Origin of the sequence: Streptomyces sp. NPDC002088 (genome assembly GCF_040296605.1) — a bacterium.
In the GTDB taxonomy this organism is placed as follows: Bacteria; Actinomycetota; Actinomycetes; order Streptomycetales; family Streptomycetaceae; genus Streptomyces.
In genome coordinates, this window is sequence record NZ_JBEOXO010000027.1 from 112,063 (window position 1) to 138,302 (window position 26,240).

Consider the following 26,240-nt stretch of genomic DNA (forward strand, 5'->3'; position numbering starts at 1 on the left):
TTTGTTGACGCACATGTGTACCCCCTTCCACGCGGGGGTCGAGCTGGGGGAGGCCATGCGCTTTCGCGGGAAGTCGATCCGCCGGAAGATCGTGGCGCTGCTTCTCGTGCCGCTGGTGTCCCTGACCGCCGTCTGGGGTTTCGCCACGGTACTTACCGGTCGCGAGGCGAACCGGCTGTTCAACGTGTCGTCGGTGGTGGAGAACATCGGCTACCCCATCGAGGACACCGTCCGCGTCGTTCAGCAGGAACGCCGCCAGACCCTCGTCTACCTCGCCGACCCCCGCGCCTCCGACTCTCTCTCCGCGCTCCACCGAACTCGGACTGCGACGGACAGAGCCATCGCCGAGGTCCGCGGCAACGCCGGGAACGCCGACGTCCGTGACGTCCTGGACCAGGACGACGCCGAGGCCGTCACCGCCGTCCTGGACGCCTTCGACGGCATCGACTCCCTCCGCCGCACCGTCGAGGAGGGCACCGTCACCCGGGCCCAGGCCCTCGACCTCTACAACCGTGTGATCGACCCCTGCTATGCCCTGCTGGCCACCCTGGACGTGGTCGACAGCGTGACAATGGACAAGCAGTACCGGGCACTCGTCAACGTCGCCCGCGCCCGCGAACTGCTCTCCCAGGAAGACGCCCTGCTCGGCTCCGCCCTGGTCGTCGGCCGGGTCACGCGCGACGAGATCCGCGACGTCTCCGACCTCGAGGCCCAGAGGGACGCTGTGTACGACATCAGCCTCGCGCAGCTGCCCACCGCGGAGCGAGACCGCTACGAGCGCTTCTGGAAGAACGCCACCACCGCCCCGCTGCGGACGGCCGAGCAGTCCGTCACCACCGCCACGGCGGACAGCATGCCCAGCGGCGTCACCGCCAAGAACTGGGACACCGCGGCGGGCAACGTCCTCGACGAACTCGGCACCCTCGACGACCAGGCGAACGACCGTTACCAGGACCGGGTCCGCCCGGTCGCGATCGGCGTCATCGTCCAGGCGGCCGTCGTGGGTGTCTTCGGCCTGATTGCACTGCTGCTCTCGCTCTTCCTGTCCGTGCGTGTCGGCCGCAGGCTCATCCGCGACCTGCGTCAACTGCGCCTGGAGGCCCACGAGGCATCTGGTGTGCGCCTGCCCAGCGTGATGCGCCGGCTGTCCGCGGGTGAACAGGTCGACGTGGAGACCGAAGCGCCGCGCCTGGAGTACGACAGGAACGAGATCGGTGAGGTCGGCCAGGCGCTCAACACCCTGCAACGCGCCGCTGTCGAGGCCGCCGTCAAACAGTCCGAGCTGCGTGCCGGCGTCTCCGAGGTCTTCGTCAACCTCGCCCGTCGCAGCCAGGTGCTCCTGCACAAGCAGCTCTCCCTGCTCGACGCCATGGAACGCCGGACCGACGACACCGAGGAACTCGCCGACCTGTTCCGCCTCGACCACCTCACGACCCGCATGCGCCGCCACGCCGAGGGCCTGGTGATCCTCTCCGGAGCAGCCCCCTCGCGGCAGTGGCGCAAGCCCATCCAGCTCATGGACATCGTGCGCGCCGCCGTCGCCGAGGTCGAGGACTACGAACGCATCGAGGTCCGCCGGCTGCCCCGCACCGCCATCACCGGCCCAGCGGTCGCCGACCTCACCCACCTCGTCGCCGAGCTCCTCGAGAACGCCACGGTCTTCTCGCCGCCACACACCGCCGTCCAGGTCCTGGGCGAACGGGTCGCCAACGGCTTCACACTGGAGATCCACGACCGCGGTCTCGGCATGGCCGCCGAGGCGCTGCTGGACGCCAACCTCCGGCTCGCCGAGACCCCGGAGTTCGCGCTGTCCGACACCGACCGGCTCGGCCTGTTCGTCGTCAGCCGGCTCGCCCAGCGGCAGAACGTCCGGGTCTCCCTGCAGCCGTCCCCCTACGGCGGCACCACGGCCGTCGTGTTCATCCCCGACGTCCTGCTGACGGACGACGTCCCGGACACCAACGGCATCGGCTTCCGCCTCGACCGGCCCCAGCCGCCGATGGAGGGGGCGCCTGCCGAGAGCCGACGGACCGCACTCTCCCAGATGCCCGCGCAGCTTCCCGGCCTGCCCGCCTCGCTCCTGGACGGGCCGGTCGAACTGGAGGCCCCCATCGACCTCGACGCCCTCGACGACTTCCCGGGCGTGCTCGACAGTGAGGACAGCGAACGCGGCGGACTGTTCCGCCCGCGCCGCTCGGTCGCCCCCATGGAGGACGGGGCGGGCGGACACGGCGACGAGCGACATCACCAGCTTCCCGGCCCACACGGCGGAGACCGTAGCGATCCCGCCGAGCACCTGAGCGCTCCTGTCCCGCTGCCCCGCCGGAGCACGCCCAAGCTGGTCAGCTCCCACGGCCGCCCGGTCAGCGAGCAGCGCTCCCGGCGCGAGGAGACGGACGAGGAGCCCTCCGCGCTCCCCGGTCCGCGCCGCTCCGATACGGATGTCCCGGCGCCCCTGCCGACCCGCCGCAGGGGTGCGACGACGCCCCTGCGCCGTGGGACCGGCGTGGCCGGCCAGCCCGCCGATTCCACTGCACCACCTCAGACCCTCGGCCAGGACGAGTCGCCGGAAGCCCTGGCACTCCCCAGGCGCAGCCGGGGCCCCGCGGTCCCGCCGAGTGGCCCGGACGACACGGCTCGGCCCCCCGGCACCCCGCCTCACGAGGCAGGCCCCGGCACGGGTCCGCTGCCCCGCCGCGTACGGCAGGCCAGCCTTGCTCCGCAGTTGAAGCAGGGTCCCGTGCGGCGCGCCGAGGAAAGCACGGAGCTCGCGGAGCGCGACGCCGACGAGGTACGCAACCGCATGGCCTCGCTCCAGCGCGGCTGGCAACGCGGCCGCGAGGAGAACGCCGAGGGCGACGACGCCCACAGCGGCACAGCACCACAAGGAACGACAAAGGGGGACGGTCGATGACCGCACCGAAGCCGACCGGCCACACCGCAAGCAGCAAGGGCGAGCTGAACTGGCTCCTCGACGACCTGGTGGACCGCGTCGCGAGCATCCGCAAGGCCGTCGTGCTCTCCGGCGACGGCCTGGCCACCGGGGTTTCCAACGACCTGACCCGCGAGGACGGCGAGCACCTCGCCGCCGTCGCCTCGGGATTCCACAGCCTCGCCAAAGGCGTGGGCCGCCACTTCGAAGCGGGCAACGTCCGCCAGACGGTCGTCGAACTCGACGACGCCTTCCTGTTCGTGACGGCCGCCGGCGACGGCAGCTGCCTCGCCGTACTCGCGGACGCCGACTCGGACGTCGGCCAGGTCGCCTACGAGATGACACTGCTCGTGAAGCGGGTGGGCGTACATCTGGGCGCAGCCCCACGCACCGATGTGCCCTCGGGCGGGTAGTGAGATGGCATGAGCACTGACGGTCAGCGCAGAAGCCAGTGGTTCGACGACGACGCCGGGCCGGTTGTCCGTCCGTACGCCATGACGCGCGGCCGCACCACCAGTGCGGCTCAGCACCGCCTCGATCTGATCGCGGTGGTCGTCACGGAACCCCACGCGGACGACCCGGTGGGGGACCACAGCCTGTCCCCGGAACACGTGGACATCGTCGAGCTGTGCCGTGGCACCCCGCAGTCGGTCGCGGAACTCGCCGCCGAGCTCGACCTGCCCGTCGGAGTGGTGCGAGTCCTCGTCGGGGATCTCGTGGACGGGGAATTCGTCCATGTGAACCGGCCCGTACCTCCTGCCGAACTGCCGGACGAGAGTATTCTGCGCGACGTGATCAACGGCCTCCGGGCGCTGTGAGCAGCGCGGAAGCGGGGTGAAGACGTGACAGGCTGGCAGTTCTGGGTGGACCGGGGCGGTACCTTCACCGACGTCGTCGCGCGGCGCCCGGACGGCAGGCTGCTGACGCACAAGCTGCTGTCGGACAATCCCGCGCGCTACGCCGACGCGGCGGTCGCGGGCGTGCGCCGGCTCCTCGACGGCTCGCGGGACCCCGTCGAGGCCGTCCGCATGGGGACCACGGTCGCCACCAACGCCCTCCTGGAGCGCAAGGGCGAGCGCACTCTGCTCGTCACCACCCGCGGCTTCCGCGACGCCCTGCGCATCGCCTACCAGAACCGCCCCCACATCTTCGCCCGCCGCATCGAACTGCCCGAGCTGCTCTACGAACGCGTCGTCGAGATCGACGAGCGCATCGCCGCCGACGGCACCGTCCTGCGCACCCCGGACCTGGACTCCCTCGCAGGTCCCCTCCAGGAGGCCTACGACGACGGGATCCGCGCCGTCGCGGTGGTCTGCATGCACAGCCACCTCCATCCCGCCCACGAACACGCCGTCCGCGAGCTGGCCGCCCGTATCGGCTTCCCGCAGATCTCGCTGTCCAGCGAGGTCAGCCCGCTGATGAAGCTCGTGCCGCGCGGTGACACCGCCGTCGTCGATGCCTACCTCTCGCCCGTGCTGCGCCGTTACGTCCAGCACGTCGCCGGTGAACTCGAAGGCGTACGACTGATGTTCATGCAGTCCAACGGAGGTCTTGCCGAAGCCGGACAGTTCCGCGGCAAGGACGCCATCCTGTCCGGCCCCGCGGGCGGCATCGTAGGTATGGCCCGCATGTCGCAGCTCGCCGGCTTCGACCGCGTCATCGGCTTCGACATGGGCGGCACCTCCACCGACGTCTCGCACTTCGCGGGCGAGTACGAACGCGTCTTCACCACGCAGATCGCCGGGGTGCGGCTGCGCGCGCCCATGCTGGACATTCACACCGTCGCGGCCGGCGGCGGCTCGGTCCTCCACTTCGACGGATCGCGCTACCGCGTGGGGCCGGACTCGGCGGGCGCGGACCCGGGACCCGCCTGCTACCGCGGCGGCGGCCCGCTCGCCGTCACCGACGCCAACGTCATGCTCGGCCGCATCCAACCGACCCACTTCCCCCAGGTGTTCGGCCCCGACGGGGACCAGCCCCTCGACAAGGCGCTTGTCCGCGACCGCTTCACCGCCCTCACGCGCGAGATCCGCGAGCAGACCGGCGACGACCGCACCCCCGAGCAGGTCGCCGAGGGCTACCTGCAGATCGCCGTGGCCAACATCGCCAACGCCGTGAAGCGGATCTCCGTGCAGAAGGGCCACGACGTCACCCGCTACGCCCTCACCACCTTCGGTGGTGCGGGCGGTCAGCACGCCTGCAAGGTCGCGGACTCGCTCGGCATCCGCACGGTCCTCGTGCCTCCCATGGCCGGTGTCCTGTCCGCGCTCGGTATCGGCCTCGCCGACACCACGGCCATGCGCGAACAGTCCGTCGAAGCACCGTTGGAAGCGGCATCCATGCCCGGCGTCCACAAGACGGCCGACGACCTGGAGGCCGCGGCCCGCGGCGAACTCCTCGCCGAGGACGTCCCGGAAGAGCGCGTCCGGGTCACCCGCCGCGCCCAGCTCCGCTACGACGGCACCGACACCACCCTCACCGTCGAGCTGACCGAGCCCGGCACCATGAGGCACGCCTTCGAAGAACGTCATCGCGCCACATACTCCTTCGTCCTGGACCGCCCGATCGTCGTCGAAGCGCTCTCCGTCGAAGCCACCGGCATCACCGAACCCCCCGATCTGTCCGCCCTCGCCCCGTACGAAGGCCGCTCCGCCACACCTGAGACCGTTCGCCTCCACACCGGCGGCGCCTGGCGCGACGTACCCTTGCACCGCCGTGAGGACCTGCCCCCCGGCGAGACCGTCACCGGCCCCGCGATCATCACCGAGACCAGTGCGACGACCGTCGTCGACGACGGCTGGCAGGCCACGACGACCGACGACGGGCATCTGGTCATGGAACGCGCGGCGGTTACGCAGAGTTCCGATCTCGACACGAAAGCCGACCCGGTTCTCCTTGAGGTCTTCAACAACCTCTTCATGTCGATCGCCGAACAGATGGGCGCCCGCCTGGAGTCCACCGCCCAGTCCGTCAACATCAAAGAGCGCCTGGACTTCTCCTGCGCCCTGTTCGACCCCGATGGAAACCTCGTGGCCAACGCCCCGCACATCCCTGTCCACCTGGGCTCGATGGGCACGAGCGTCAAGGAGGTCATCCGCCGCCGAGGCGACGCGATGCGGCCCGGGGACACATACGCCGTCAACGACCCGTACCACGGCGGCACCCACCTTCCGGACGTCACCGTGATCACCCCGGTCTTCGACACCGAGACAACCGGCAACACGCAGGGTGACCGCATCCTCTTCTACGTCGCCTCCCGCGGCCACCACGCCGAGATCGGCGGCATCGCCCCGGGCTCCATGCCCGCCGACAGCCGCACCATCGAAGAGGAAGGCGTCCTCTTCGACAACTGGCTGCTCGCCGAGGACGGCCGCTTCCGCGAGGAGGAGACCCTCCGCCTCCTCACCGACGCACCCCACCCGTCCCGCAACGTGAAGACCAACCTCGCCGACCTTCGCGCCCAGATCGCCGCAAACCAGAAGGGCGTCGACGAAGTCGGCCGCATGATCGAAAACTTCGGCCTCGATGTCGTCCAGGCCTACATGAGACACGTCCAGGACAACGCCGAAGAGGCCGTACGCCGCGTCATCGACGCCCTGGACGACGGCGAGTATGCCTACGAGACCGATTCGGGCGCCGTCATCCGCGTACGCGTGCGCGTGGACCGCGAAAACCGCTCGGCCACCGTCGACTTCACCGGTACCTCAGCGCAGCTGGACACCAACTTCAACGCACCGTTCGCCGTGGTCAACGCGGCCGTCCTGTACGTCTTCCGCACCCTCGTCGACGACGACATCCCACTCAACGACGGCTGTCTGCGTCCCCTGGACATCGTCGTGCCGCCGGGCTCCATGCTCGCGCCGGAACCTCCGGCCGCCGTCGTCGCGGGCAACGTGGAGACCTCCCAGGCGATCACCGGGGCCCTCTACGCGGCTCTAGGCGTCCAGGCAGAGGGCTCCGGCACCATGAACAACGTCACCTTCGGCAACGAGCGCCACCAGTACTACGAGACCGTCGCCTCCGGAGCGGGCGCGGGGGACGGCTTCCCCGGCGCGAGCGTCGTCCAGACCCACATGACCAACTCGCGGCTGACGGATCCCGAAGTCCTTGAGTGGCGTCTGCCGGTCCTGCTCGACGAGTTCGCGGTCCGGCGCGGCAGCGGTGGCGCGGGACGCTGGCGTGGCGGGGACGGAGCCGTGCGCCGCATCCGGTTCCACGAGGCCATGACCGTTTCGACCCTGTCACAGCACCGCAGGGTGCCGCCGTACGGCATGGCCGGCGGCGAGCCCGGCGCCCTGGGCGCCAACCGGGTGGAACGCGCGGACGGCACCGTCGTCCGACTCCGCGGAAGCGACTCGGTGGACGTCCACCCCGGCGACGTACTCGTCATCGAAACCCCCGGCGGCGGAGGCTACGGTCCATCGTCGGCTGCCCCCCATCAAGCAGGAGAAGAGATCGATGATCTTCGGGCGTTCTGAGCGCGACAAGCCCCCGGTCGAGCCCGTCACGCTCAAGATCCTTGTGGCCGGCGGCTTCGGCGTGGGCAAGACCACCCTCGTCGGCGCGGTGAGCGAGATCAGGCCGCTGCGCACCGAGGAACTGCTCACCGAGGCCGGGCGCCCGGTCGACGACACCCGCGGCGTGGAGGGCAAGCACACCACCACCGTCGCCATGGACTTCGGGCGCATCACCCTGCGCGAGGACCTGGTGCTGTACCTCTTCGGTACGCCCGGCCAGGAGCGGTTCTGGTTCATGTGGGACGAACTCTCCGAAGGCGCACTCGGCGCCGTCGTCCTCGCCGACACGCGTCGCCTGGAGGACTGCTTCGCCGCCATCGACTACTTCGAGCGGCGCTCCATACCTTTCCTCGTCGGCGTCAACTGCTTCGAGGGGGCCGCCCGGTACCCGGCGGAGGACATTCGCAGGGCCCTCGACCTCGACGACGACGTGCCGCTCCTGCTGTGCGACGCCCGCGCCCGCGAGTCGGTCAAGGACATCCTCATCGGCGTCGTCGAGCACGCGATGGCATACGCGGCGGCCCGCCGCCAGGTCGTCACCACCTGACCACGCGCGGCCCGTACCCCCGCCGACCGGGGTACGGGCCGCAGCCTTGAGCGAACACCCACGCGCGCGTGCCGCACGACCTGTGCAGGCGTGTGCGTGCCTAGTTGTCACCTTGCTCCACCCAGCCGAAGCTCTTCTCCACCGCCTTGTGCCAGTTGTGGTACTCGCGGTCGCGCACCGAGGCCTCCATGGCCGGTGTCCACTCGACGTCCTTCTGCCAGTGCGCCTTGAGCTCGTCGAGGTCGTTCCACACACCGGTGGCGAGGCCGGCCGCGTACGCGGCGCCCAGGCAGGTCGTCTCGGAGACCTTGGGGCGGATCACGGGCACGCCGAGCACGTCCGCCTGGTGCTGCATGAGCAGGTTGTTCTTCGTCATGCCGCCGTCCACCTTCAGGGTCGTGATGTGCACCCCCGAGTCCTGGAACATGGCGTCCACGACCTCGCGCGTCTGCCAGCTCGTCGCCTCCAGCACCGCGCGCGCGAGATGTGCCTTCGTGACGTACCGGGTCAGCCCCGTGACGACACCGCGCGCGTCGGAGCGCCAGTAGGGCGCGAACAGGCCGGAGAACGCGGGCACGATGTACGCGCCGCCGTTGTCGTCGACGCTTGCCGCCAGTGGCTCGATCTCGTCGGCGGTCCGGATGATGCCGAGCTGGTCGCGGAACCACTGCACGAGTGCGCCCGTTATCGCAATGGAGCCCTCCAGGCAGTAGACGGGCGCCTCAGTGCCGATCTTGTAACCCATCGTCGTCAGCAGCCCGCTCTTCGACGGCACCGGCCGGTTGCCGGTGTTGAGCAGAAGGAAGCTGCCGGTGCCGTACGTGTTCTTCGCCGTCCCCACGTCGTAGCAGGCCTGCCCGAACACGGCCGCCTGCTGGTCGCCCAGCGCCGAGGCGACCGGCACGCCGGCGAGCTGGCCGACGGCGGTTCCGTACACCTCGGCGGACGACTTGATCTCGGGCAGGACGGCTTCCGGCACGTTCATCGCGGACAGGATGGAGGGATCCCACTGAAGGCTCTCGAGGTTCATCAGCATGGTGCGGCCGGCGTTGGTCACGTCGGTGACGTGCTGTCCCCCGTCCGTGCCACCGGTCAGGTTCCAGATCAGCCAGGAGTCGATCGTGCCGAAGGCGATCTCGCCGCGCTCGGCACGGCCCCTGAGCCCTGGCACGTTGTCGAGCAACCAGGCAGCCTTGGGGCCGGAGAAATAGCTGGCCAGCGGCAGCCCTGTCTGCTCGCGGAAGCGGTCCTGTCCGTCCGAGCCGCCCAGCTCGTGACACAGTGCGGCGGTGCGTGTGTCCTGCCACACGATGGCGTTGTGCACGGGCTTGCCCGTCGCCCGGTCCCACAGGACCGTCGTCTCGCGCTGATTGGTGATGCCGAGCGCGCTGAGCTGGTCGGCACGCAGACCGGCGTTCGCGACCGCCCCGGCGACCACCGCTTGCACCTTGGCCCAGATCTCCGTCGCGTCGTGCTCCACCCAGCCGGGCTTGGGGAAGATCTGGCGGTGCTCGCGCTGGTCGACGGCGACGATCGCACCGTCCTGGTTGAAGACGATGCAGCGACTGGATGTGGTGCCCTGGTCGATCGCGGCGACGTACTTCTCGGCGTTGTCCGTCATGGCTACCCCTTGGGCTCGTTTCAGAAGGCTGCGTTGTAGGTGAGGCCCGTCAGTGCTCCGCCGATCAGCGGACCGACGACGGGGATCCAGGCGTAGCCCCGGTCGGAGATGCCCTTGTTCGGGATCGGCAGGAAGCGCCGCACGATGCGCGGGCCGATGGCGTAGCCGGTCGGCCCGCCGAGCGAGAGGCCGATGCCGATAGCGAGCAGCGACACGATCAGCGCCGGCGTGCCGGACGTACCGAGCCCGTCCGTCAGCCCGAAGGCGAGGATCGGCAGGACGAGTGCGATCATCGCGATGATCTCGGTGATCAGGTTGGCCACTGGATTCCGGATCTCCGGGACGGTGGAGAAGATGCCGAATGTCGGCGACCGTGCCAACGATGGTGATGGCGGGGGCGATCTGTCCGTCGGAGAGCGGAGCGGCGGTGTACACGCCCGTCGGCACGCCGAACCCCAGCCGAACGCGATCACCATCCACCCCGAGGCGCTCGCCCTGGAATATCTGGGGGTGACAGCGGCGCAGACGCCCGTGCCGGACAGGACCAGAATTGAGGTACCGATGACCCCGCCGACGAAAATGTCTCCGTTGCTCATGGCTGCTCCTAGGCCGGGCCCCGGATGACCGACCCCGGTGCTCCGTGCAGGGTGCGGTTCCCGTGGCGACTTCTGCCAGGGCAGGCAGTACCCGCGCCCCGCCCGGCGTCCGTGACGAGCGTGCCGTTGCAGCCGAACCGCCCATGGAGAACGGGCCCTGGCTCAAGGGCCCGTCCGGCGCAGTGCCGGAATACGCCGAGAATGTACGGCGATGTCGACTGACACCGGGAAGTCTTCACCGGCACCCAGGGAGCGTCAAGCACACCGACGGCAACGGTTGAGGGCGACGCGACGGGGCACGCCGCCGTCACACGTGGTCGCTCGGTGAGCTCGGCATGACGGAACGGCCTTCAAGCTCAGGCTACCTCGCCCCGGCCCCCTGGGCCCGTCCGGCAGATCACGCCGCAGACGCGGGACATGGCTGCGCTGATGCGGCGCTCACCACCACTCTCCGACCTGATCCGTCGGACAGGCTCTGGACTCCTGCCCTGCCCCAAGGCTTCGAGCGCCGCGCCACCGCACCCCCGCCGCTCAGCCCGTCCCCGGTTCGGCCGCCGCCCACTCTGCCCGGGTCGGGGCCGCCCCCGAGCCGCGCCGCACCTCGTGCCCGGGCAGCCCCGCATGGCCCAGGACCCAGCTCGCGCCGTGCAACGACTTTGCGGTCTTCTTCAGCGGGGCCAGCCAGCCGGCCGCCTGGCGGTGGTCCGTCACGCTGCCGGGTGCGCAGATGACCGTGGCCAGGGACAGCGTGACGGGACGTCCACTCGCCGACCAGGGCGCGTCCAGCACGGAGGCAGCCAGCGGATCCAGCTCCTCCGGATCCGCGAGGACCAGGAAGTCGTCCCCGCCGATGTGTCCCACGCGGGTGCTCCCGGACGCGGCCCGCTGCAGTGCCCGTCCCACTGACCGGATCAGCTCGTCGCCCGCAGCGAACCCGGCCCCGTCGTTGAGCTGCTTGAAGTGGTCCACGTCCAGCCAACTCAGGGCGAACGTCCGCCCGTCCGCGATGCACCGGTCGACCTCGCCGGTGATCGCGTCGGAGCCCGGCAGCCGCGTCAGCGGATTGAGCCCGGCCGCTTCCTCGACCCGGGACTCGGCCAGCGACCGAACGAGGTCTGCGAGCCGTACGACGCCCACGCACCGCCCATGGTGGTCGACCACCGCCACATCGTCCGAGGTGCGGCTCCGCCCGCCGATCGCCACCACATCGAGCACCTCCCAGGCAGTGGCGTCGATGCCGACCGTGCGTGGCGGATCTCCCAGCTTCGCAGCCGGCCTTTCGGCGTACAGGGCATGTCCGTAGGGCCCCGACATCGACAGCAGGAACCTGGACCGGTGCACCGACCGGACCGGGACCCCGGTCCGGTCCACGAGCAGTACCCCGGACACCTCCGGCGACCCGGTCAGCAGCGCCCGCACCTGCCCCGCGGAGGCGGTCGCGGGCAGCAACGCGGCGGGTCGCACGAACTCCCGGATCGACGGCCCCGACCGTGGGTTGGGCGCGGTGTCGGGGGAGCGCGGCGGAACGTATACGTCCACCGCGGGCAGCCGGGACGGCGGGGCGAACAGGTCGCCCTGCGCCAGCTGCGCCCCGGCCGACAGTGCGGCCGCGCACTGCAGCTCGGTCTCCACGCCCTCGACGCACAGCAGCGCTCCCAGCCCGTCGCACAGCGTCCGCATCGCCCGTACCGCCGTCGGCCGCGCCAGCAGCGACGCGTCGAGCTTCACCAGGTCGGGTGCCATGTCCGTGAGCAGTCGCAGGGGGATGTCCCCGTCCCCGACGCCGTCCGCACTGATCCGGAAACCCTGACCCCGCAGCCCGCTCACCGCCTCCAACAGCGCGGGCTGCGGCACATGCGTGAACGGCGGTCCGACGTCGATGGTCACCTCCCACGGCAGCCGCCCCGCTTGACGCACCGCGTCGTGCAGCGGGGTGAGCCCGCCGAGGTCGGCCAGGGTGCCGGCGAACACGTTCACGTGCAGCGGCAGCAGCGTCTCCTTGTGTGCCGCCGCGCGGACTGCCAACAGAGCCAGCCTGCCGTCGAGTTCGGGATCACGGCGGGCCTCCGCCAGGACATCGCCGGTCTCCGGGCGGGCAAGTATCTCCAGCCCCGCGACCCCGCCGGTCGAGAGGTTGATCACCGGTTGGAATGCGAAACGGAGAGTGTCCGTCCAGGAGTGCACGGGAAGCATGATGGCGCTACTGGCGTGCGCCCAGGCGCAGTTCATGAGACGTTCACGCAGCATTCCGGGGTGATCACGCAGCGTATGGGAGCCGGCCCGCGCAACGCGAGGCCCGCCTCCTTCGGAGCGCTCTCCCTCAGCGGACAGCGATCACCGCCGACCCGTGTCCGAACAGCCCTTGGTTGGCACTGATCCCCACGCGTGGCCCAGTGACCTGCCGCTCGCCCGCGGTACCCCTCAACTGCCAGGTCAGCTCGCAGACCTGCGCGATCGCCTGGGCCGGAACCGCCTCCCCGAAGGAGGCCAGCCCCCCGCTCACGTTCACGGGTATGCGCCCGCCCAGTCCCGTCGCGCCCTCGCGCAGCAGCTTTGCGCCCTCGCCTTCGCCGCACAGCCCCAGATCCTCGTACCACTGCAACTCCAGGGCGGTGGAGAGGTCGTAGACCTCGGCAAGGGACAGGTCCTCGGGGCCGATGCCCGCCTCTTCGTAGGCGGCCAGGGCGATCGACGCGCGGAACGAGTCGGCGGGGGGCGCCACCGCTGCTGCCGAGTCCGTGGCGATGTCCGGAAGGTCGAGCACGGTGTTGGGATACCGCGGCGTCACCGTCGACACCGCGCGGATCCGCACCGGCTCGAGGAGCCCGCTCCGGCGTGCGAACTCCATACTGGACAGCACCAGTGCCGCCCCGCCGTCCGAGGTCGCGCAGATGTCGAGCAGCCGTAGCGGATCGGCGACCACGGCGGAGGCGGCGACCTCTTCGGCAGTGACGCGCTTGCGGTAGCGCGCGTACGGATTCAGCGCGCCCATCGCCGCGTTCTTCACCTTGACCTGGGCGAAGTCCTCAGGCGTGTCCCTGTGCACGGCCATGCGTCTGCGTGCGTACAGCCCGAAGTACGCCGGATTCGTCGCCCCGAGGACACGGAAGCGCAGCCAGTCGGGGTCGTCGGGCCGGTCTCCGCCGGCGGGCCGGAAGAACCCCTTGGGCGCGGCGTCCGCCCCCACCACGAGCACCACGTCCGCCAGGCCCGCGAGGATCTGCGCCCGCGCGGTGTTCACCGCCTGCGCCCCGGACGCGCAGGCCGCGTACACGCTGGTCACCCGGGCGCCCTGCCAGCCCAGCGCCTTCGCGAACGTCGCCCCCGCCACATACCCCGGATAGCCGCCACGGACCGTGTCCGCGCCGACGATCGAGCCGATGTCCCGCCAGTCCAGACCGGCGTCGGCGAGGGCCGCGCGTGCCGCCACCGCCCCGTACTCCACGAAGCCGCGTCCCCATTTGCCCCACGGGTGCATCCCCGCGCCGAGCACCGCCACGTCCTCCGTCATGTCGTCACCCCCATCGGCCGCCAGTGCCAGGTCGTCCAGGTCGTCTCCGCGTCCTCGTGCAGTACGCCGGCGACGACCTCCACCTCCATGCCCACCGTCAGGTCGGCGACGGTGACCCCGGGAACCGCCTGTCCCAGCACCACGATCCGCTCGGACTCCAGCTCCACAGCGATCAACGCGTACGGCTCCCATGGAAGTTCCAGGTCGGTCACATACGGTGACGGCGGCCGGAATCCGCTGTCCGTGTACGACCAGACGCGCCCACGGCGGGACAACGGCACCTCCGCCAGCTCGCCGCCCGGGCACCCCGGGTTGCGGCAGTGGGTGTCTTCGCGGGGGAAGAAGACGGAGGCACAGGCCGAGCAGCGCGTGCCGAGGAGCCTGAACTCCTCCGCGTCGCCGGTGAACCATCCGGCGACCACGGGTGTGCGTGTACGCGACACGGTGCCTCCCCGGTTGCGAATCTGACGGAACGTCAGAAGTGTGCCACGGGTCACGGAAAATGGGCAGGACTGCATACGACCGCTTCCCCTGCGGAACGCGCTCTTGATAGATGCAGGAGACATGACACGACTCTCCAGTGCAGTACGCGGTCTGGTCGCCGCGCTCGCCGCCCTGCTGGCCGTGACCGCGGCCTCCGCCACCGCAGAGGCCAGAACCGACCCCAGGGCACCCGCCGACTTCGTGGCCCTGAGAACCGTCGACCCGACGATCGTTCAGGAGATGCGCTACTTCACCCCGCACAACTTCGTCGGCGAGCGCATCGACGGCTACCAGCAGCCCCTGTGCATCCTCACCCGACCCGCCGCCGAAGCGCTCCACAAGGCTCAGGTGCAGCTGCTGCGCAAGGGCTACACCCTGAAGGTCTACGACTGCTACCGGCCGCAGCGCGCCGTCGACCACTTCGTCCGCTGGGCCGAGGACCTCGACGACCAGCGCATGAAGGACGAGTTCTACCCGAACGTCGACAAGACCCGGCTGTTCGAGGACGGTTACATCGCGGAGAAATCCGGCCACAGCCGCGGCTCGACCATGGACCTCACGATCGTCAGGCTCCCGGCGAAGCCGACCCGACCGTACATCCCCGGAGAGACCTTGATGCCCTGCTACGCCCCCAAGGGCGAGCGCTTCCCCGACAACTCCGTCGACATGGGCACCGGATTCGACTGCTTCGACACCCTTGCCCACACCCTCGACCCGCGCATCCAGGGTGAGCAGCGCACCAACAGACTGCTGCTCAAGAGCACCCTGGAAAATCTCGGCTTCGTGAACCTCGCCGAGGAATGGTGGCACTACACGTTCAAGCCCGAGCCCTACCCGGACACCTACTTCGACTTCCCCGTGTCCGCCAAGTCGCTCACCAAGCACCACTGAGCCGCCCGGGGAAGACGCCCTCTCCGTGATCGGATACAGTCCGCCGCGTGTCCGAAAATCAACACTCCGCCCCCAACTCCGCGCCCGGTTCCCACTGTTCGAGCTGCGGAGCGCCCTACGGAGAGGGCGTCTCCGGCTGGCCCCGCACCTGCCCGGCCTGCGGCACCGTTTCTTACCGGAATCCGCTCCCCGTGGCGGTCGCGCTCCAGCCCGTGTACGACACGAAGGGCACCGCGCTGGTCGTCATCACCCGCACCATCGCCCCCGCGCGCGGGGGCACCGCGTTGCCAGGCGGTTACATCGACGACCGCGAGGACTGGCGGCGCGCCGTCGTACGCGAACTCAAGGAGGAGACCGGCATCGACGCCGCGAGCCGCGACGTGCGGCTCGTCGACGCGATGAGCTCTCCCGACGGCCACCTTCTGCTGTTCGGGCTCCTTCCGGAATGCCCGGCCGACCGCCTTCCGACGTCGGCCGCCACGAACGAGACGGAGGGGTGGCACCTCCTGCGCAGGCCGGAGGAGCTCGCCTTCCCCCTGCACACGTTGGCCGTGCGGGCGTTCTTCGAGGGCCGCTACGTCTGAGCCCTGCGCGCAGTGAGTCCTCGTACACGCACCGGGTGGGACGGCTCGCGCACGCCGTCCTCACCCTCCCGCTCGACGATCACCCGCCGACCCTCCCAGCGGGCCGTGTAGCGCTCGACCTCCGGCTCGTCCCAGCCGTCGCCCGCGTCCTGGACCACCAGGCCGCCCCCCGTGCGTCCCCGGGCCGGCGCCCACGCCTCCAGTTCCAGGCAACCGTCCTCGCCGCGCACGGGAATGACGGAACCCGCGCGCGCGAGCACCGGTATTCGCGACAAGGGGGCGTCGACGAGCACCTGGCCGGGCCCTTCATAGGCCTGCTCTGTCGCCGTGTCGTACCAGAGCCCCCGTGGCAGCTGCACCGCACGCCGGTCCGCACCCGGATCGAGCACCGGCGCCACCAGTAGGCAGTCACCCAGCAAGAACGCGTCCCCGCAGTCACGCAGCGCGCGGTCCTCGGGAGCACCCCACCACAGCGGCCGCACATAGGGTGCCCCCGTGCGCCTGGCCAGATGCGCCAGCGTCATGAAGTACGGCAGCAGACGCCGACGCTCGACCAGCGCCACGCGCGCGTGCTCCAGTGTGTCGGGGCCGAACTCCCACGGCTCCCTGCGCCCCGCACGCAGGCTCGCGTGAGTGCGGAACAGCGGCAGATACGAGGCCAGCTGGAACCAGCGCAGATACAGCTCGGGCGACGGAGTTCCGTCGAAGCCGCCCACGTCCGGCCCCGAGTGCGGCACCCCGCACAGCCCCAGCCCCATGACCAGCGACAGCGACGCCCGCAGCCCGGGCCAGCCGGTGGCCACGTCACCGGACCACGTGCCCCCGTACCGCTGCAGGCCCGCCCACCCGGAGCGCGAGAAGACGAACGGACGCTCCTGGGGAGCCAGTTCGCGCAGGCCCTCGTACGCCGCCCTGGCCATGCACAGCGCGTAGACGTTGTGCGCCTCGCGGTGGTCGCCGCCCCGCTCATCGAGGGAGTGCCGGGCCGAACGCGGCAGCGTCGACTCTCCGAAGGCGGTGAACGACGTCGGCTCGTTCATGTCGTGCCAGAACCCCGAGAAGCCCTGCGCCAGCCGCTCCGCGTACAGGCCACCCCACCACTTGCGCACGCGTGCGTGCGTGAAGTCCGGGTACACCGCCTCCCCGGGCCACGCGACCCCTTGGACGAGCTCCCCGGAGGCGTCCCGCACGAAGGCGTCCAGGGCTGCCCCGCCGTCGTACACGGCGTTCCCTGACGCGGCCTTGACCGCCGGGTCGACGATCGACACCAGGCGGATCCCCTGCCTGCGCAGTTCCTCGGCGAACACCGGCAGCTTGGGAAAGCGCTCGTGGTCGACGGTGAACACCTGGTGCTCGTCGTAGTGGTCGATGTCGAGGTGGACGGCGTCGAGCGGCAGACCGCGCTCCTGGTAGCCCGCGACGATCCGCCGTACCTCCTGCTCGCTGCCGAAGCCCCACCGCGCGTGTTGGTGGCCGAGTGCCCACGCCGGCGGCAGCGCGGGCGCACCGGTGAGCGAGGCCCAGGCGAGCAGCACGCGCGCGGGGGTGCCCACCATCACCCAGCAGCGCAGCGGGCCGCCGTCCATCCGCAGTTCGCACGTGCCGGGCCGGTCGTGCCCGGACCCGGCGCCCTCCTCGCCCTCCCGCAGGGTCACCGTGCCGTCCCACGAGGTGTCGTGAAACACCAGATGCGTGGCCGCGTCGGCCACCACCACCTGCACCGGCATGGTGAGGTACAGCGGGTCGTCGCCGGGAGCGAAGGGACGGCCGGGGTCGGTGTTCCACAGGCGGTACGCTCCGTCCCGCAGGCGGGGACCCGACGCCCGCCCGCCCAGCCCGAAGAACCGCGCGTCCGCGGGTACCTCCGACCGCTGCTTCCAACGGGCCGGCCCACCGCCGACGGGCTCCCACCAACGGGGCGGCAGGTCACGGCGCAGGGTCACGCCTCCCGGTGTGCGCACCTCGACCGCGCCGTGCCGCGAGACGGCCACCGTCACCCGCTCGGCCACGACCCGCCAGCCGCCGTCCTTGTCCGGCTCCAGCACCGCACGCGGATCGGGCTCCGGGCAGCGCCCCGCCAGCGCGTACGACGGCTCGGGACCCGCTCCGTCCCAACCCCAGAAGACGGCCCCGTTCACAGCGACGAGGATCCGCAGCTCGGAACGGCTGAACCGGACTATGCCGCCCCCCGGCCCCGGCTCCACGTCCTGCACGGGACCGGGGACCCGGGCGCGCTCGGCGCCCCGCGGCGGCAGACCGGCGGCGTCAGCACGCCTCCTGCGCCACGCGGCCCTGACGGTACGCAGCCTCTGAGCCGCCCCCGCGGAGCCGCCCGCCTTCACCGAACACACCAGGTCACGACCGTCCATGCTGCTCACCCTGCCATTGACTGCCCCACGCGGGCGTGCCGTTCAACTTCCGTTCACCCGTGCCGGGACCACATCTTCACGGCATGGACTATGTGGGGCGCACCCTGGTGTAGGAGTCGATCACATGGCATCGTCCGTGTCAGCCGCGTCACGCGCACACCCCCAGCCTGTGCGCGACCGACGCACACGACGCGCACAGTCCGGGAGCCGCCCCATGTCGACCCTGAACCCGCAGCCGCTCTGGCAGCCCGATCCGGAGCGCATCGCCCAGGCACAGGTCACCAGGTTCCAGGCCTGGGTGGCCGAACGGCACGGAGCCCCCGCCGAGGGCGGCTACGCGGCGCTGCACCGTTGGTCCGTCGACGAGCTGGACACCTTCTGGAAGGCCGTCGCGGAGTGGTTCGACGTACGGTTCTCGACCCCCTACGCGCGCGTGCTGGACGACCGCTCCATGCCCGGCGCACAGTGGTTCCCCGGAGCGACGCTGAACTACGCCGAGCACGCCCTGCGCGCGACCGCCACCCGCGCGGACGAACCGGCCCTCCTGTACGTCGACGAGAGCCATGACCCACGCCCAGTGACCTGGACCGAGCTGCGCCGCCAGGTCGGCTCCCTGGCCGCCGAGCTGCGCGCGCTCGGCGTACGCCCAGGAGACCGCGTCAGCGGCTACCTCCCGAACATCCCGCAGGCCGTCGTCGCGCTCCTGGCCACGGCCGCCGTGGGCGGCGTCTGGACGTCCTGCGCTCCCGACTTCGGCGCCCGCAGCGTCCTCGACCGCTTCCAGCAGGTCGAACCCGTCGTCCTGTTCACCGTCGACGGCTACCGCTACGGAGGCAAGCAGCACGACCGCCGTGAGACCGTCGCCGAACTGCGCCGCGAGCTGCCGACCCTGCGTGCCGTCGTCCACATCCCTCTCCTCGGCACCGAGGCGCCCGAAGGAGCGCTGGAGTGGTCGGCCCTGACAGCAGAGGACGTGGAACCTGTCTTCGAGCAGGTCCCCTTCGACCACCCCTTGTGGGTCCTGTACTCGTCCGGTACGACAGGCCTGCCCAAGGCCATCGTCCAGTCCCAGGGCGGCATCCTGGTCGAGCACCTCAAGCAGCTCGGCCTGCACTGCGACCTCGGCCCCGAGGACCGTTTCTTCTGGTACACCTCGACCGGCTGGATGATGTGGAACTTCCTCGTCTCCGGCCTGCTGACCGGCACGACGGTCGTCCTCTACGACGGCAGCCCCGGCTACCCGGACACGGGCGCCCAGTGGCGGGTGGCCGAACGCACCGAAGCCACCCTCTACGGCACCTCGGCCGCGTACGTCATGGCATGCCGCAAGGCTGGCGTCCATCCGTCCCGTGACTTCGACCTCTCCCGGGTGCGGTGCGTCGCCACCACCGGCTCGCCACTGCCGCCCGACGGATTCCGCTGGCTGCACGACGAGGTCCGCCACGACCTCTGGATCGCCTCCGTCAGCGGCGGCACGGACGTGTGCTCATGCTTCGCCGGAGCCGTACCCACCCTCCCCGTGTACATGGGGGAACTCCAGGCGCCCGGACTGGGCACCGATCTGCAGTCCTGGGACCCGAGCGGCGAGCCCGTCGTCGACGAGGTCGGCGAACTTGTGGTCACCAACCCCATGCCGTCGATGCCGATCTACTTCTGGAACGATCCCGACGGCGGCCGCTACCACGACAGCTACTTCGACACGTTTCCCGGCGTGTGGCGCCACGGCGACTGGATCACGGTCACCTCCCGCGGCTCCGTCGTCATCCACGGCCGCTCCGACTCCACCCTCAACCGCCAGGGCGTCCGGATGGGCTCGGCCGACATCTACGAAGCGGTCGAACGCCTCCCCGAGATCAAGGAATCCCTCGTCATCGGCATCGAACAGCCCGACGGCGGCTACTGGATGCCCCTCTTCGTGCACCTGGCCCCTGGAACAGTCCTTGACGACGCCCTCCTGGACCGAATCAAGCAGACCATCCGGGAACAGCTCTCACCACGCCATGTCCCCGACGAGGTCATCGAGGTCCCCGGAATCCCGCACACCCTGACCGGAAAACGCATCGAGGTCCCCGTCAAGCGCCTCCTCCAGGGCACTCCGCTGGAGAAGGCGGTCAATCCCGGCTCCATCGACAACCTGGACCTGCTCCACTTCTACGAGGACCTCGCCCGCAAGCGCGCCTGACAGTCCTCCAGGAGGAGGAGCCGGTCATCCTCCATAGGTGGCCTCGGACTCGCCGAGCACGAGGGCGAAGTCCGAGGCCAGCCGCCGCGCGTCGGACGGCTCGAGTTCAGCGACGGAGATCCGTACCCCCGGCTTCGAGGCCAACCGGAAGCGCGCCCGGCCGCGACCCACCAGCCGTACGACCGCAGCCCGTTGACCGCGGCCGACTCATCCACGACGGGCACCCAGACGTTCATGCCGCTCGCCCCGTGCGCCGAGTTCGTGGAGCAGAGTGTTCCGGCGCAGCGCGTACGCCTGCTGCGCGCGCGTCACCAACGCGCGCGTACCGGCGTCGGCCATCAGCCCGTACACCGTCTCCTGGAGCAGGTGGCTGACCCAGCCCGACGTCAGCAGCATCCGTCCGTCGTGCCGGGCCAGCGTGGTCGCATCACAGGCCGCCGCTGCCCACCGAAGATCGGTGCCCAGGAACTTGCTCACCGTCCGCAGTTGTACCCACCTCGTCAGGCCAGTGGTGGTGAGCGTCCAGGGGGGTGCACCGGACACCGCGGACGCATGGTCGTTCTCCACTACCAGCACATCGGGCTCGTCCCGAAGGACGTCGACGAGCGCGTCCCGGCGCGACTCGGAGAAACAGCCGCCATACGGGTTCTGTGCCCGTGGACTGCACACCACGGTTCGGACACCCGCCCGCAGGGACTGACCCAGGGCCTCGGGGCGCATGCCCTCGTCGTCCACGGCCACCGGCACGCTGCGCAGCCACAGAGCCGTGACCAGATCCAGCAGAAGGTGGTATCCGGGGTCCTCCATGGCGACGGCGTCGCCGGGCCGCAATTCGACGGACAGCAGCCGGCCGATCAGATCCAGTGCCCCATGCGCGAACGTCACATGATCCACGGGCACGCCGCCCGGCCGGAGCCAGTCACGCACGGCCTCCTCCAGTCGCTCCAGCCTGGGCGTCGAACGATGCGACCGCGTACCGGGGGACAGCTGGGAAGGAGGCACCAGAGTGGGGAGCAGCCGGGGATCCGGATGACCGCCGGACAAGTCGCGCAACCCCAAGGGGACTCTGGGCGGCCGCCGTGACGCGACCGCCGGAGCCGGTGCCACCACCGTTCCGCCGCGCCCGCGCGTGACGACGATTCCCCGCTGCCGCAGCTCCTTGTAGGCCGTGGCGACCGTTCCCGGACTCACCCCGAGCTCGTCCGCGAGCCGCCGTACCGGAGGCAGCGCGGCCCCCGGCCCCAACACGCCCTCGGCCACGCCCTGTTCGACGGACGCGGCAACCGTCGCCCGGATCGGCACGCTCGCCGCCGTCGCCGGAGCCATCGGCATCGCGGGCGCACGCATCGGCGGCCGCCTCGCCGACCGGTTCCCGCTCACCCGAGTCCTCATAGCCGTCCAACTTCTACGAGCGCTGGCTTCCTCCGCACTGCTCGTCACGGACCCCTACGTCCTGTTGCTGGTCTCCGCCTCGCTCGGCGGTCTGGGGGACCGCGCGGCGAGCGTCCTCACCAAGCTCTACGCCACCCGTGTCGCAGGGCCGGACCGCGTCCGCTACCAGGCGGTCCACCGCACCCTCGCCAACGCCGGATGGGCGATCGGCGGCCTCGCCGTCGCTGCCGCCCTCGCTCTAGGCAGCACGGCCGCGTACCAGTGGCTCCTCGCCGGCGACGCCCTCTCCTTCGTCGCTGCCGCACTCCTCACCGTGCGCTGCGGAGAACCCCCGTCCACCCGAAGAACCGTCGCCACCTCGAAGGACCCGTCTCCAACCAAGCCGACGAACCCCTGGCGCGACCGCACGTACCTCGCCTACGTCGCCACCGAGACCGTCCTCTTCCGCGACGACGCCGTCTTCAAAGTCGACCTGCCCCTTTGGATCGCGCACGCGAGCGATGTACCGCAAGGCCTCGCACCCCTGCTGCTCGTCCTCAACAACGTGATGGTGGTGGCCCTTCAGGTCCCCCTCGCACGCTTCGGAGCCACCACGGCTGCCGCACGGAAACTGCTGATCCCGCTCTCGGCGGCCTTCGCCCCGGGTGGCGCCACCATGGCCCTCTCTGCCGCCGGCGGAGCGGTCTCGGCCACGCTCTTCCTCACCGCATCGGCCTGCGCCTTCACCCTGGCCGAGATGCTCCACGCCACCGTTTCCTGGGAGCTGTCCGTGGCCCTCGCCCCGGACACCGCACAGGGCGCCTACCTCGGCGTCCATGGCCTGGCCCAGTCCGCCCAGCGCAGCGGCGGACCACTCGCGGTCACCGCCGCCATCTCCGCCGGCCCGGTCGGCTGGGCCTACTTCGGCACCGCCATCGCTCTGACCTGCATGATTCAGCGCCGAGTAGTCCGTGATCGCCTCACTGGACCCTCATTGTCAGTGCCGTCGATTACTGTGAGTGAGCATTGATCGACCGTGCACTGGGGGAAACATGGCGCACACCGAAGACCAGACCATGCGACGTGTCCTGCGCCGCGAAATCGCCGGCACCATCGGCCTGCTGACCGACGAGCATGACTTCCGCGCCATGCGGCGCTACCGCAGCTTCACCTTCGACGACCACACGACCTACCTCAAGCAGGTCGAAGCACTCCTCAAGACCCGCGCGGCCCAGGGCAACCACACCACGGTCGCCCTCTTCGACCCGCAGGAGTACGCCGAGTACTGCACGGACAGCGGCCTCGACCCCGACATCGCGTCGAGCCGCACTCGCTTCACCGCCGAACTCGCGACCACGGGCCCCACCGTCCCCTACGAGGGCCAGTCCCTCAGCGACCTCGTGCCCGCCCTCGTCGACGAAGCCGTTCGGCAGGCCACCTGGGAGTACGCGACGACACTCCTCGCCCGTCTCGGCGCCTGCGCATCCTGCGGCGAGGACATTGGCCGCGCGGCCTACACCAACGCCTCGCACCTGCTGGCCCGCATCCTCGAGACCGCCCCGCCCGGCAACCGACACCTCGTATGCAGCGTCTCGGCCACACCGGAAACGCTCGTCTCGGTACTCCATGCCGACGACGACATCGACGGCGCCACACAACTGGACGAGGCCGAAGCGCTCGAGTTCACCACCGTCCTGGCCCTCGGCATCGCCACCCAGAGCCCCGGCGGACTCGTCATGAGGACCAGCGCACCCGGCAGCTCCGACCGGATCTACGGGTGGCGACTGCGCGGCGACGGCCTCGCGCCCCTCACTGCCGGCGAGGTCTTCGACGCCTACTGCACCGACGTCGAGAACGGAGACCTCATTTCCCCGGAGTCCGACGTCGACTACTGCGAGCCGCCCGACATCGGAGGGGAGGCACCGGGATCGGGCCACCACCACTGAACAGAGCAGGGGCGCCCCACCCAGAGGTGGAGCGCCCCTCAAGAACAGCCGATCACCCGGCGGCCGACGCGGAGACTACTCGCCGGACAGCACCGCCCGAGCCGCCTCGCGTGCTTCATCGGCACCGTCCGCAGCCCGCGCCGCCGCCGCGGCCCGCTCGCACTGGGCCAGCGTGTACTTGGCCAGAGTCGTGCGGACATAAGGAATCGACGCCGCACCCATGGAAAGGGAGGTGACACCCAGACCGGTCAGTACACATGCGAGCAGCGGGTCGGACGCGGCCTCACCGCAGACGCCACAGCTCTTGCCCTCGGCCTTCGCCGCCTCCGCGGACAGCGCGACCAGGTCGAGCAGCGCGGGCTGCCACGGGTCCTGGAGACGGGACACGGCGCCCACCTGACGGTCGGCGGCGAAGGTGTACTGCGCTAGGTCGTTCGTACCCAGCGACAGGAACTCGACCTCCTGCAGAATCGAACGGGCCCGCAGCGCAGCGGAGGGAATCTCCACCATCGCGCCGAACTTCGCCTGAAGTCCGGCCTCGCGGCACGCGTCCGCGAACGCCTTGGCGTCGGCACGGTCCGCCACCATCGGGGCCATCACCTCGAGGTAGACCGGCAGCCCTTCGGCCGCCTTCGCCAGCGCGGTCAGCTGGGTACGCAGCACGTCGGGGTGGTCCAGCAGCGCCCGCAGACCCCGCACACCGAGCGCCGGGTTCGGCTCGTCGGCCGGAGTCAGGAAGTCCAGTGGCTTGTCCGCACCCGCGTCCAGCACACGGACGACGACCCGGCCCTCGGGAAATGCTTCGAGAACCTGCCGGTAGGCCTCGACCTGCTTCTTCTCGGAGGGAGCGTTCTTGCTGTCGTCCAGGAAGAGGAACTCGGTCCGGAACAGACCGACCCCCTCGGCCCCGGCCTCGACAGCGGCCGGGACGTCCGACGGACCGCCGACGTTCGCCAGCAGCGGCACCTTGTGACCGTCGGCGGTGGCGCCCGGCCCGGTCGAAGCCGCCAGCGCGGCCTTGCGCTCGGCGGCCGCGGCTCGCAACTGAGTCTTCTTCTCGTCGCTAGGGTTCACGAAGATCTCGCCGGTGCTGCCGTCGACGGCGATCAGCGTTCCCTCGGCAAGCTCACCGGCGCCGGGCAGCGCCACCACGGCCGGAACACCCAGCGCCCGCGCCAGGATCGCGCTGTGGCTGGTCGGCCCACCCTCCTCCGTGACGAAGCCGAGCACCAGGGTGGGGTCCAGCAGAGCCGTGTCGGCCGGGGCGAGGTCACGGGCGACAAGCACGTACGGCTCGTCGCTGTCCGGGACACCTGGCATGGGCACCCCGAGCAGCCGGGCGACGATACGATTCCGCACGTCGTCGAGGTCGGCCACACGACCGGCCAGGTACTCGCCCGCATTCGCCAGCAGCTCGCGGTACGCCGCGAAGGCGTCGTACACCGCCCGCTCGGCGGTGCTGCCCACAGCGATGCGCCGATCGACATCCGCCATCAGCTCGGGGTCCTGGGCCATCATGGCCTGCGCCTCGAGCACCGCCTGGGCTTCGCCCCCGGCCAGATTGCCGCGCGCAATCAGATCGGCTGCCACAGCCTCCACGGCCTTGCGGGCACGGCCCTGCTCGCGCCCTGCCTCCTCCGCCGGAATCTGCTTGGCCGGCGGTTCGAGCACCGCCGTTCCCATGTGCCGAACCTCGCCGATCGCCACACCATGGCTCACGCCGACGCCTCGCAGCGTTGTCTCCATCTCACCCGTCTCCGATAGTGCGGCAGGTCCCGCCGCCGCGGTGGTTGTCCTGTTCGCCGTCAACGGGACGGCAATGCCGTCAGTTCCAGGCGAAGAGAGTGTCGCCGGCCTTCACATCGCCGTCGTCGCGAAGGTCGGAGAGGGATTCGGCCGTGGCCTCGAGCGCCACGATCGGGCACACCGGGGACTTGCCGGCTGCTTCGACCGCGGCCGGGTTCCAGCGCACCACAGCCTGTCCGCGCGTCACGGTGTCTCCCTTATTGACGAGGAGTTCGAAACCCTCGCCATTGAGCTGCACGGTGTCGATCCCGAGGTGGGTGAGGACGCCATGACCGCTCTCGTCGACGACGACGAACGCGTGCGGATGAAGAGAAACGACGACTCCGTCCACGGGCGAGACCGCCTCGGAAGGCTCACGTGCGGGGTCGATGGCGGTCCCAGGGCCGACCATTGCCCCGGAGAAGACCGGATCCGGCACAGCTGCCAGTCCGATGGCGCGTCCTGCGATCGGGGACGTCACGGTGGTCATGGGAAGCCTCCCAGGAGTGGAGATGCAGATGGGCCGTCACTACTTGTCCCGGACGGCGCACTGAGCAGCAGGGTATGTCAGATGAAGTATCGGTTCCGCATGAGAGCTCCCGATTGGTGGTCTAGACCATAGCCGGAATCGATTTGCACCCTCTCTGCGGCCCCGTGTACAGTCGTGCCCCTGCTTGAGGGTGAGCGGCGCCACTTGGCACCCTTACCCAGCAGAACCCAACTTGTCAGATCCTATCTCGGGGTCGCCTTCTGCATGCCTGCAGGATCGCGGTCAGAGAGAGGGAAAAACACTGATAGTGTTGGGAACAACGAAGGGAAGCGCCCGGAGGAAAGCCGCGAGAGAGTCTCTCGGGTGAGTACAAAGGAAGCGTCCGTTCCTTGAGAACTCAACAGCGTGCCAAAAA

Annotated in this window: 18 protein-coding genes and 1 pseudogene; 10 read left to right on the forward strand and 9 right to left on the reverse strand. The window is 70.3% G+C overall.

Going from position 1 to position 26,240, the window contains the following annotated elements; translation table 11 throughout:
• Positions 1-55 precede the first annotated feature (55 nt).
• From ABT114_RS40115 to ABT114_RS40135, 5 genes are read left to right on the forward strand one after another with little or no spacing between them, the layout of a single operon-like run.
• Positions 56-2,914: a sensor histidine kinase gene (locus ABT114_RS40115; RefSeq protein WP_351149219.1), complete on the forward strand. Its 2,859-nt coding sequence runs from the start codon at positions 56-58 to the stop codon at positions 2,912-2,914.
• A complete protein-coding gene (locus tag ABT114_RS40120; protein WP_351149174.1) occupies positions 2,911-3,345 on the forward strand; it encodes a roadblock/LC7 domain-containing protein in 435 nt (144 codons plus the stop codon). The genes ABT114_RS40115 and ABT114_RS40120 overlap by 4 nt, the downstream gene beginning before the upstream one ends.
• Before the next feature lie 9 nt (positions 3,346-3,354).
• Complete coding sequence (locus ABT114_RS40125; protein ID WP_351149177.1) at positions 3,355-3,750, forward strand: DUF742 domain-containing protein; 396 nt, start codon at positions 3,355-3,357, stop codon at positions 3,748-3,750.
• 24 nt (positions 3,751-3,774) lie between these two features.
• Positions 3,775-7,410 (forward strand): hydantoinase B/oxoprolinase family protein, encoded by a 3,636-nt coding sequence (locus ABT114_RS40130; protein ID WP_351149180.1) that lies wholly within the window; start codon positions 3,775-3,777, stop codon positions 7,408-7,410.
• Positions 7,391-7,996, forward strand: a complete 606-nt coding sequence (locus ABT114_RS40135; RefSeq protein WP_351149182.1) for a GTP-binding protein — start codon at positions 7,391-7,393, stop codon at positions 7,994-7,996. The genes ABT114_RS40130 and ABT114_RS40135 overlap by 20 nt, the downstream gene beginning before the upstream one ends.
• Before the next feature lie 100 nt (positions 7,997-8,096).
• On the opposite strand, the gene glpK is transcribed toward ABT114_RS40135, so the two are convergent.
• The 5 genes and pseudogenes from glpK to ABT114_RS40160 form a co-directional block, all read right to left on the reverse strand.
• Complete coding sequence (glpK, locus tag ABT114_RS40140; protein ID WP_351149185.1) at positions 8,097-9,617, reverse strand: glycerol kinase GlpK; 1,521 nt, start codon at positions 9,615-9,617, stop codon at positions 8,097-8,099.
• A gap of 20 nt (positions 9,618-9,637) precedes the next feature.
• Positions 9,638-10,213: pseudogene (locus ABT114_RS40145) on the reverse strand (MIP/aquaporin family protein).
• A 531-nt stretch (positions 10,214-10,744) separates the two neighbouring features.
• Positions 10,745-12,397: an EAL domain-containing protein gene (locus tag ABT114_RS40150; RefSeq protein WP_351149221.1), complete on the reverse strand. Its 1,653-nt coding sequence runs from the start codon at positions 12,395-12,397 to the stop codon at positions 10,745-10,747.
• 136 nt (positions 12,398-12,533) lie between these two features.
• Complete coding sequence (locus tag ABT114_RS40155) at positions 12,534-13,724, reverse strand: lipid-transfer protein (RefSeq protein WP_351149187.1); 1,191 nt, start codon at positions 13,722-13,724, stop codon at positions 12,534-12,536.
• Entirely contained in the window at positions 13,721-14,146 is a 426-nt protein-coding gene (locus ABT114_RS40160) for a Zn-ribbon domain-containing OB-fold protein (RefSeq protein WP_351149223.1), read from the reverse strand. Before ABT114_RS40160 ends, ABT114_RS40155 begins: the two co-directional genes overlap by 4 nt.
• A gap of 142 nt (positions 14,147-14,288) precedes the next feature.
• Here ABT114_RS40160 and ABT114_RS40165 point away from each other — a divergent pair, with 142 nt between their 5' ends.
• The gene (locus ABT114_RS40165; RefSeq protein ID WP_351149190.1) at positions 14,289-15,098 is read left to right on the forward strand and encodes a M15 family metallopeptidase; all 810 of its coding nucleotides are present in this window, start codon (positions 14,289-14,291) and stop codon (positions 15,096-15,098) included.
• Between the two features lie 47 nt (positions 15,099-15,145).
• Complete coding sequence (locus ABT114_RS40170; RefSeq protein WP_351149193.1) at positions 15,146-15,682, forward strand: NUDIX domain-containing protein; 537 nt, start codon at positions 15,146-15,148, stop codon at positions 15,680-15,682.
• On the opposite strand, the gene ABT114_RS40175 is transcribed toward ABT114_RS40170, so the two are convergent.
• A complete protein-coding gene (locus tag ABT114_RS40175) occupies positions 15,673-18,051 on the reverse strand; it encodes a glycoside hydrolase family 31 protein (protein ID WP_351149196.1) in 2,379 nt (792 codons plus the stop codon). The two genes, ABT114_RS40170 and ABT114_RS40175, sit on opposite strands and share 10 nt — an antisense overlap.
• Before the next feature lie 214 nt (positions 18,052-18,265).
• Between ABT114_RS40175 and ABT114_RS40180 the strand changes: the two genes are divergently transcribed.
• Positions 18,266-20,233 (forward strand): acetoacetate--CoA ligase, encoded by a 1,968-nt coding sequence (locus ABT114_RS40180; RefSeq protein WP_351149199.1) that lies wholly within the window; start codon positions 18,266-18,268, stop codon positions 20,231-20,233.
• A 207-nt stretch (positions 20,234-20,440) separates the two neighbouring features.
• Here the strand turns inward: ABT114_RS40180 and ABT114_RS40185 are convergent, their stop codons facing one another.
• Positions 20,441-21,493, reverse strand: coding sequence for a GntR family transcriptional regulator (locus tag ABT114_RS40185; RefSeq protein ID WP_351149202.1), 1,053 nt, complete (start codon positions 21,491-21,493; stop codon positions 20,441-20,443).
• On the opposite strand from ABT114_RS40185, the gene ABT114_RS40190 reads away from it, so the two are divergent.
• A complete protein-coding gene (locus ABT114_RS40190; protein ID WP_351149205.1) occupies positions 21,402-22,634 on the forward strand; it encodes an MFS transporter in 1,233 nt (410 codons plus the stop codon). The two genes, ABT114_RS40185 and ABT114_RS40190, sit on opposite strands and share 92 nt — an antisense overlap.
• Positions 22,635-22,656: 22 nt before the next feature.
• Positions 22,657-23,550: a DUF8829 domain-containing protein gene (locus ABT114_RS40195; protein ID WP_351149207.1), complete on the forward strand. Its 894-nt coding sequence runs from the start codon at positions 22,657-22,659 to the stop codon at positions 23,548-23,550.
• Between the two features lie 75 nt (positions 23,551-23,625).
• On the opposite strand, the gene ptsP is transcribed toward ABT114_RS40195, so the two are convergent.
• Together ptsP and ABT114_RS40205 are read right to left on the reverse strand one after the other, a co-directional pair.
• Positions 23,626-25,296, reverse strand: a complete 1,671-nt coding sequence (gene ptsP / locus ABT114_RS40200; protein ID WP_351149210.1) for a phosphoenolpyruvate--protein phosphotransferase — start codon at positions 25,294-25,296, stop codon at positions 23,626-23,628.
• A gap of 79 nt (positions 25,297-25,375) precedes the next feature.
• A complete protein-coding gene (locus tag ABT114_RS40205) occupies positions 25,376-25,825 on the reverse strand; it encodes a PTS sugar transporter subunit IIA (RefSeq protein WP_351149213.1) in 450 nt (149 codons plus the stop codon).
• Positions 25,826-26,240 lie beyond the last annotated feature (415 nt).

What these genes read in the sequence shown, in the direction of transcription:
- ABT114_RS40115 (WP_351149219.1), top strand. Translation starts at nt 56, where the DNA reads ATGCGCTTTCGCGGGAAGTCGATCCGCCGGAAGATCGTGGCGCTGCTT.
- ABT114_RS40120 (WP_351149174.1), top strand. Translation starts at nt 2,911, where the DNA reads ATGACCGCACCGAAGCCGACCGGCCACACCGCAAGCAGCAAGGGCGAG.
- ABT114_RS40125 (WP_351149177.1), top strand. Translation starts at nt 3,355, where the DNA reads ATGAGCACTGACGGTCAGCGCAGAAGCCAGTGGTTCGACGACGACGCC.
- ABT114_RS40135 (WP_351149182.1), top strand. Translation starts at nt 7,391, where the DNA reads ATGATCTTCGGGCGTTCTGAGCGCGACAAGCCCCCGGTCGAGCCCGTC.
- glpK (WP_351149185.1), bottom strand. Translation starts at nt 9,617, where the DNA reads ATGACGGACAACGCCGAGAAGTACGTCGCCGCGATCGACCAGGGCACC.
- ABT114_RS40155 (WP_351149187.1), bottom strand. Translation starts at nt 13,724, where the DNA reads ATGACGGAGGACGTGGCGGTGCTCGGCGCGGGGATGCACCCGTGGGGC.
- ABT114_RS40165 (WP_351149190.1), top strand. Translation starts at nt 14,289, where the DNA reads ATGACACGACTCTCCAGTGCAGTACGCGGTCTGGTCGCCGCGCTCGCC.
- ABT114_RS40175 (WP_351149196.1), bottom strand. Translation starts at nt 18,051, where the DNA reads ATGGACGGTCGTGACCTGGTGTGTTCGGTGAAGGCGGGCGGCTCCGCG.
- ABT114_RS40180 (WP_351149199.1), top strand. Translation starts at nt 18,266, where the DNA reads ATGTCGACCCTGAACCCGCAGCCGCTCTGGCAGCCCGATCCGGAGCGC.
- ABT114_RS40195 (WP_351149207.1), top strand. Translation starts at nt 22,657, where the DNA reads ATGGCGCACACCGAAGACCAGACCATGCGACGTGTCCTGCGCCGCGAA.
- ptsP (WP_351149210.1), bottom strand. Translation starts at nt 25,296, where the DNA reads ATGGAGACAACGCTGCGAGGCGTCGGCGTGAGCCATGGTGTGGCGATC.
- ABT114_RS40205 (WP_351149213.1), bottom strand. Translation starts at nt 25,825, where the DNA reads ATGACCACCGTGACGTCCCCGATCGCAGGACGCGCCATCGGACTGGCA.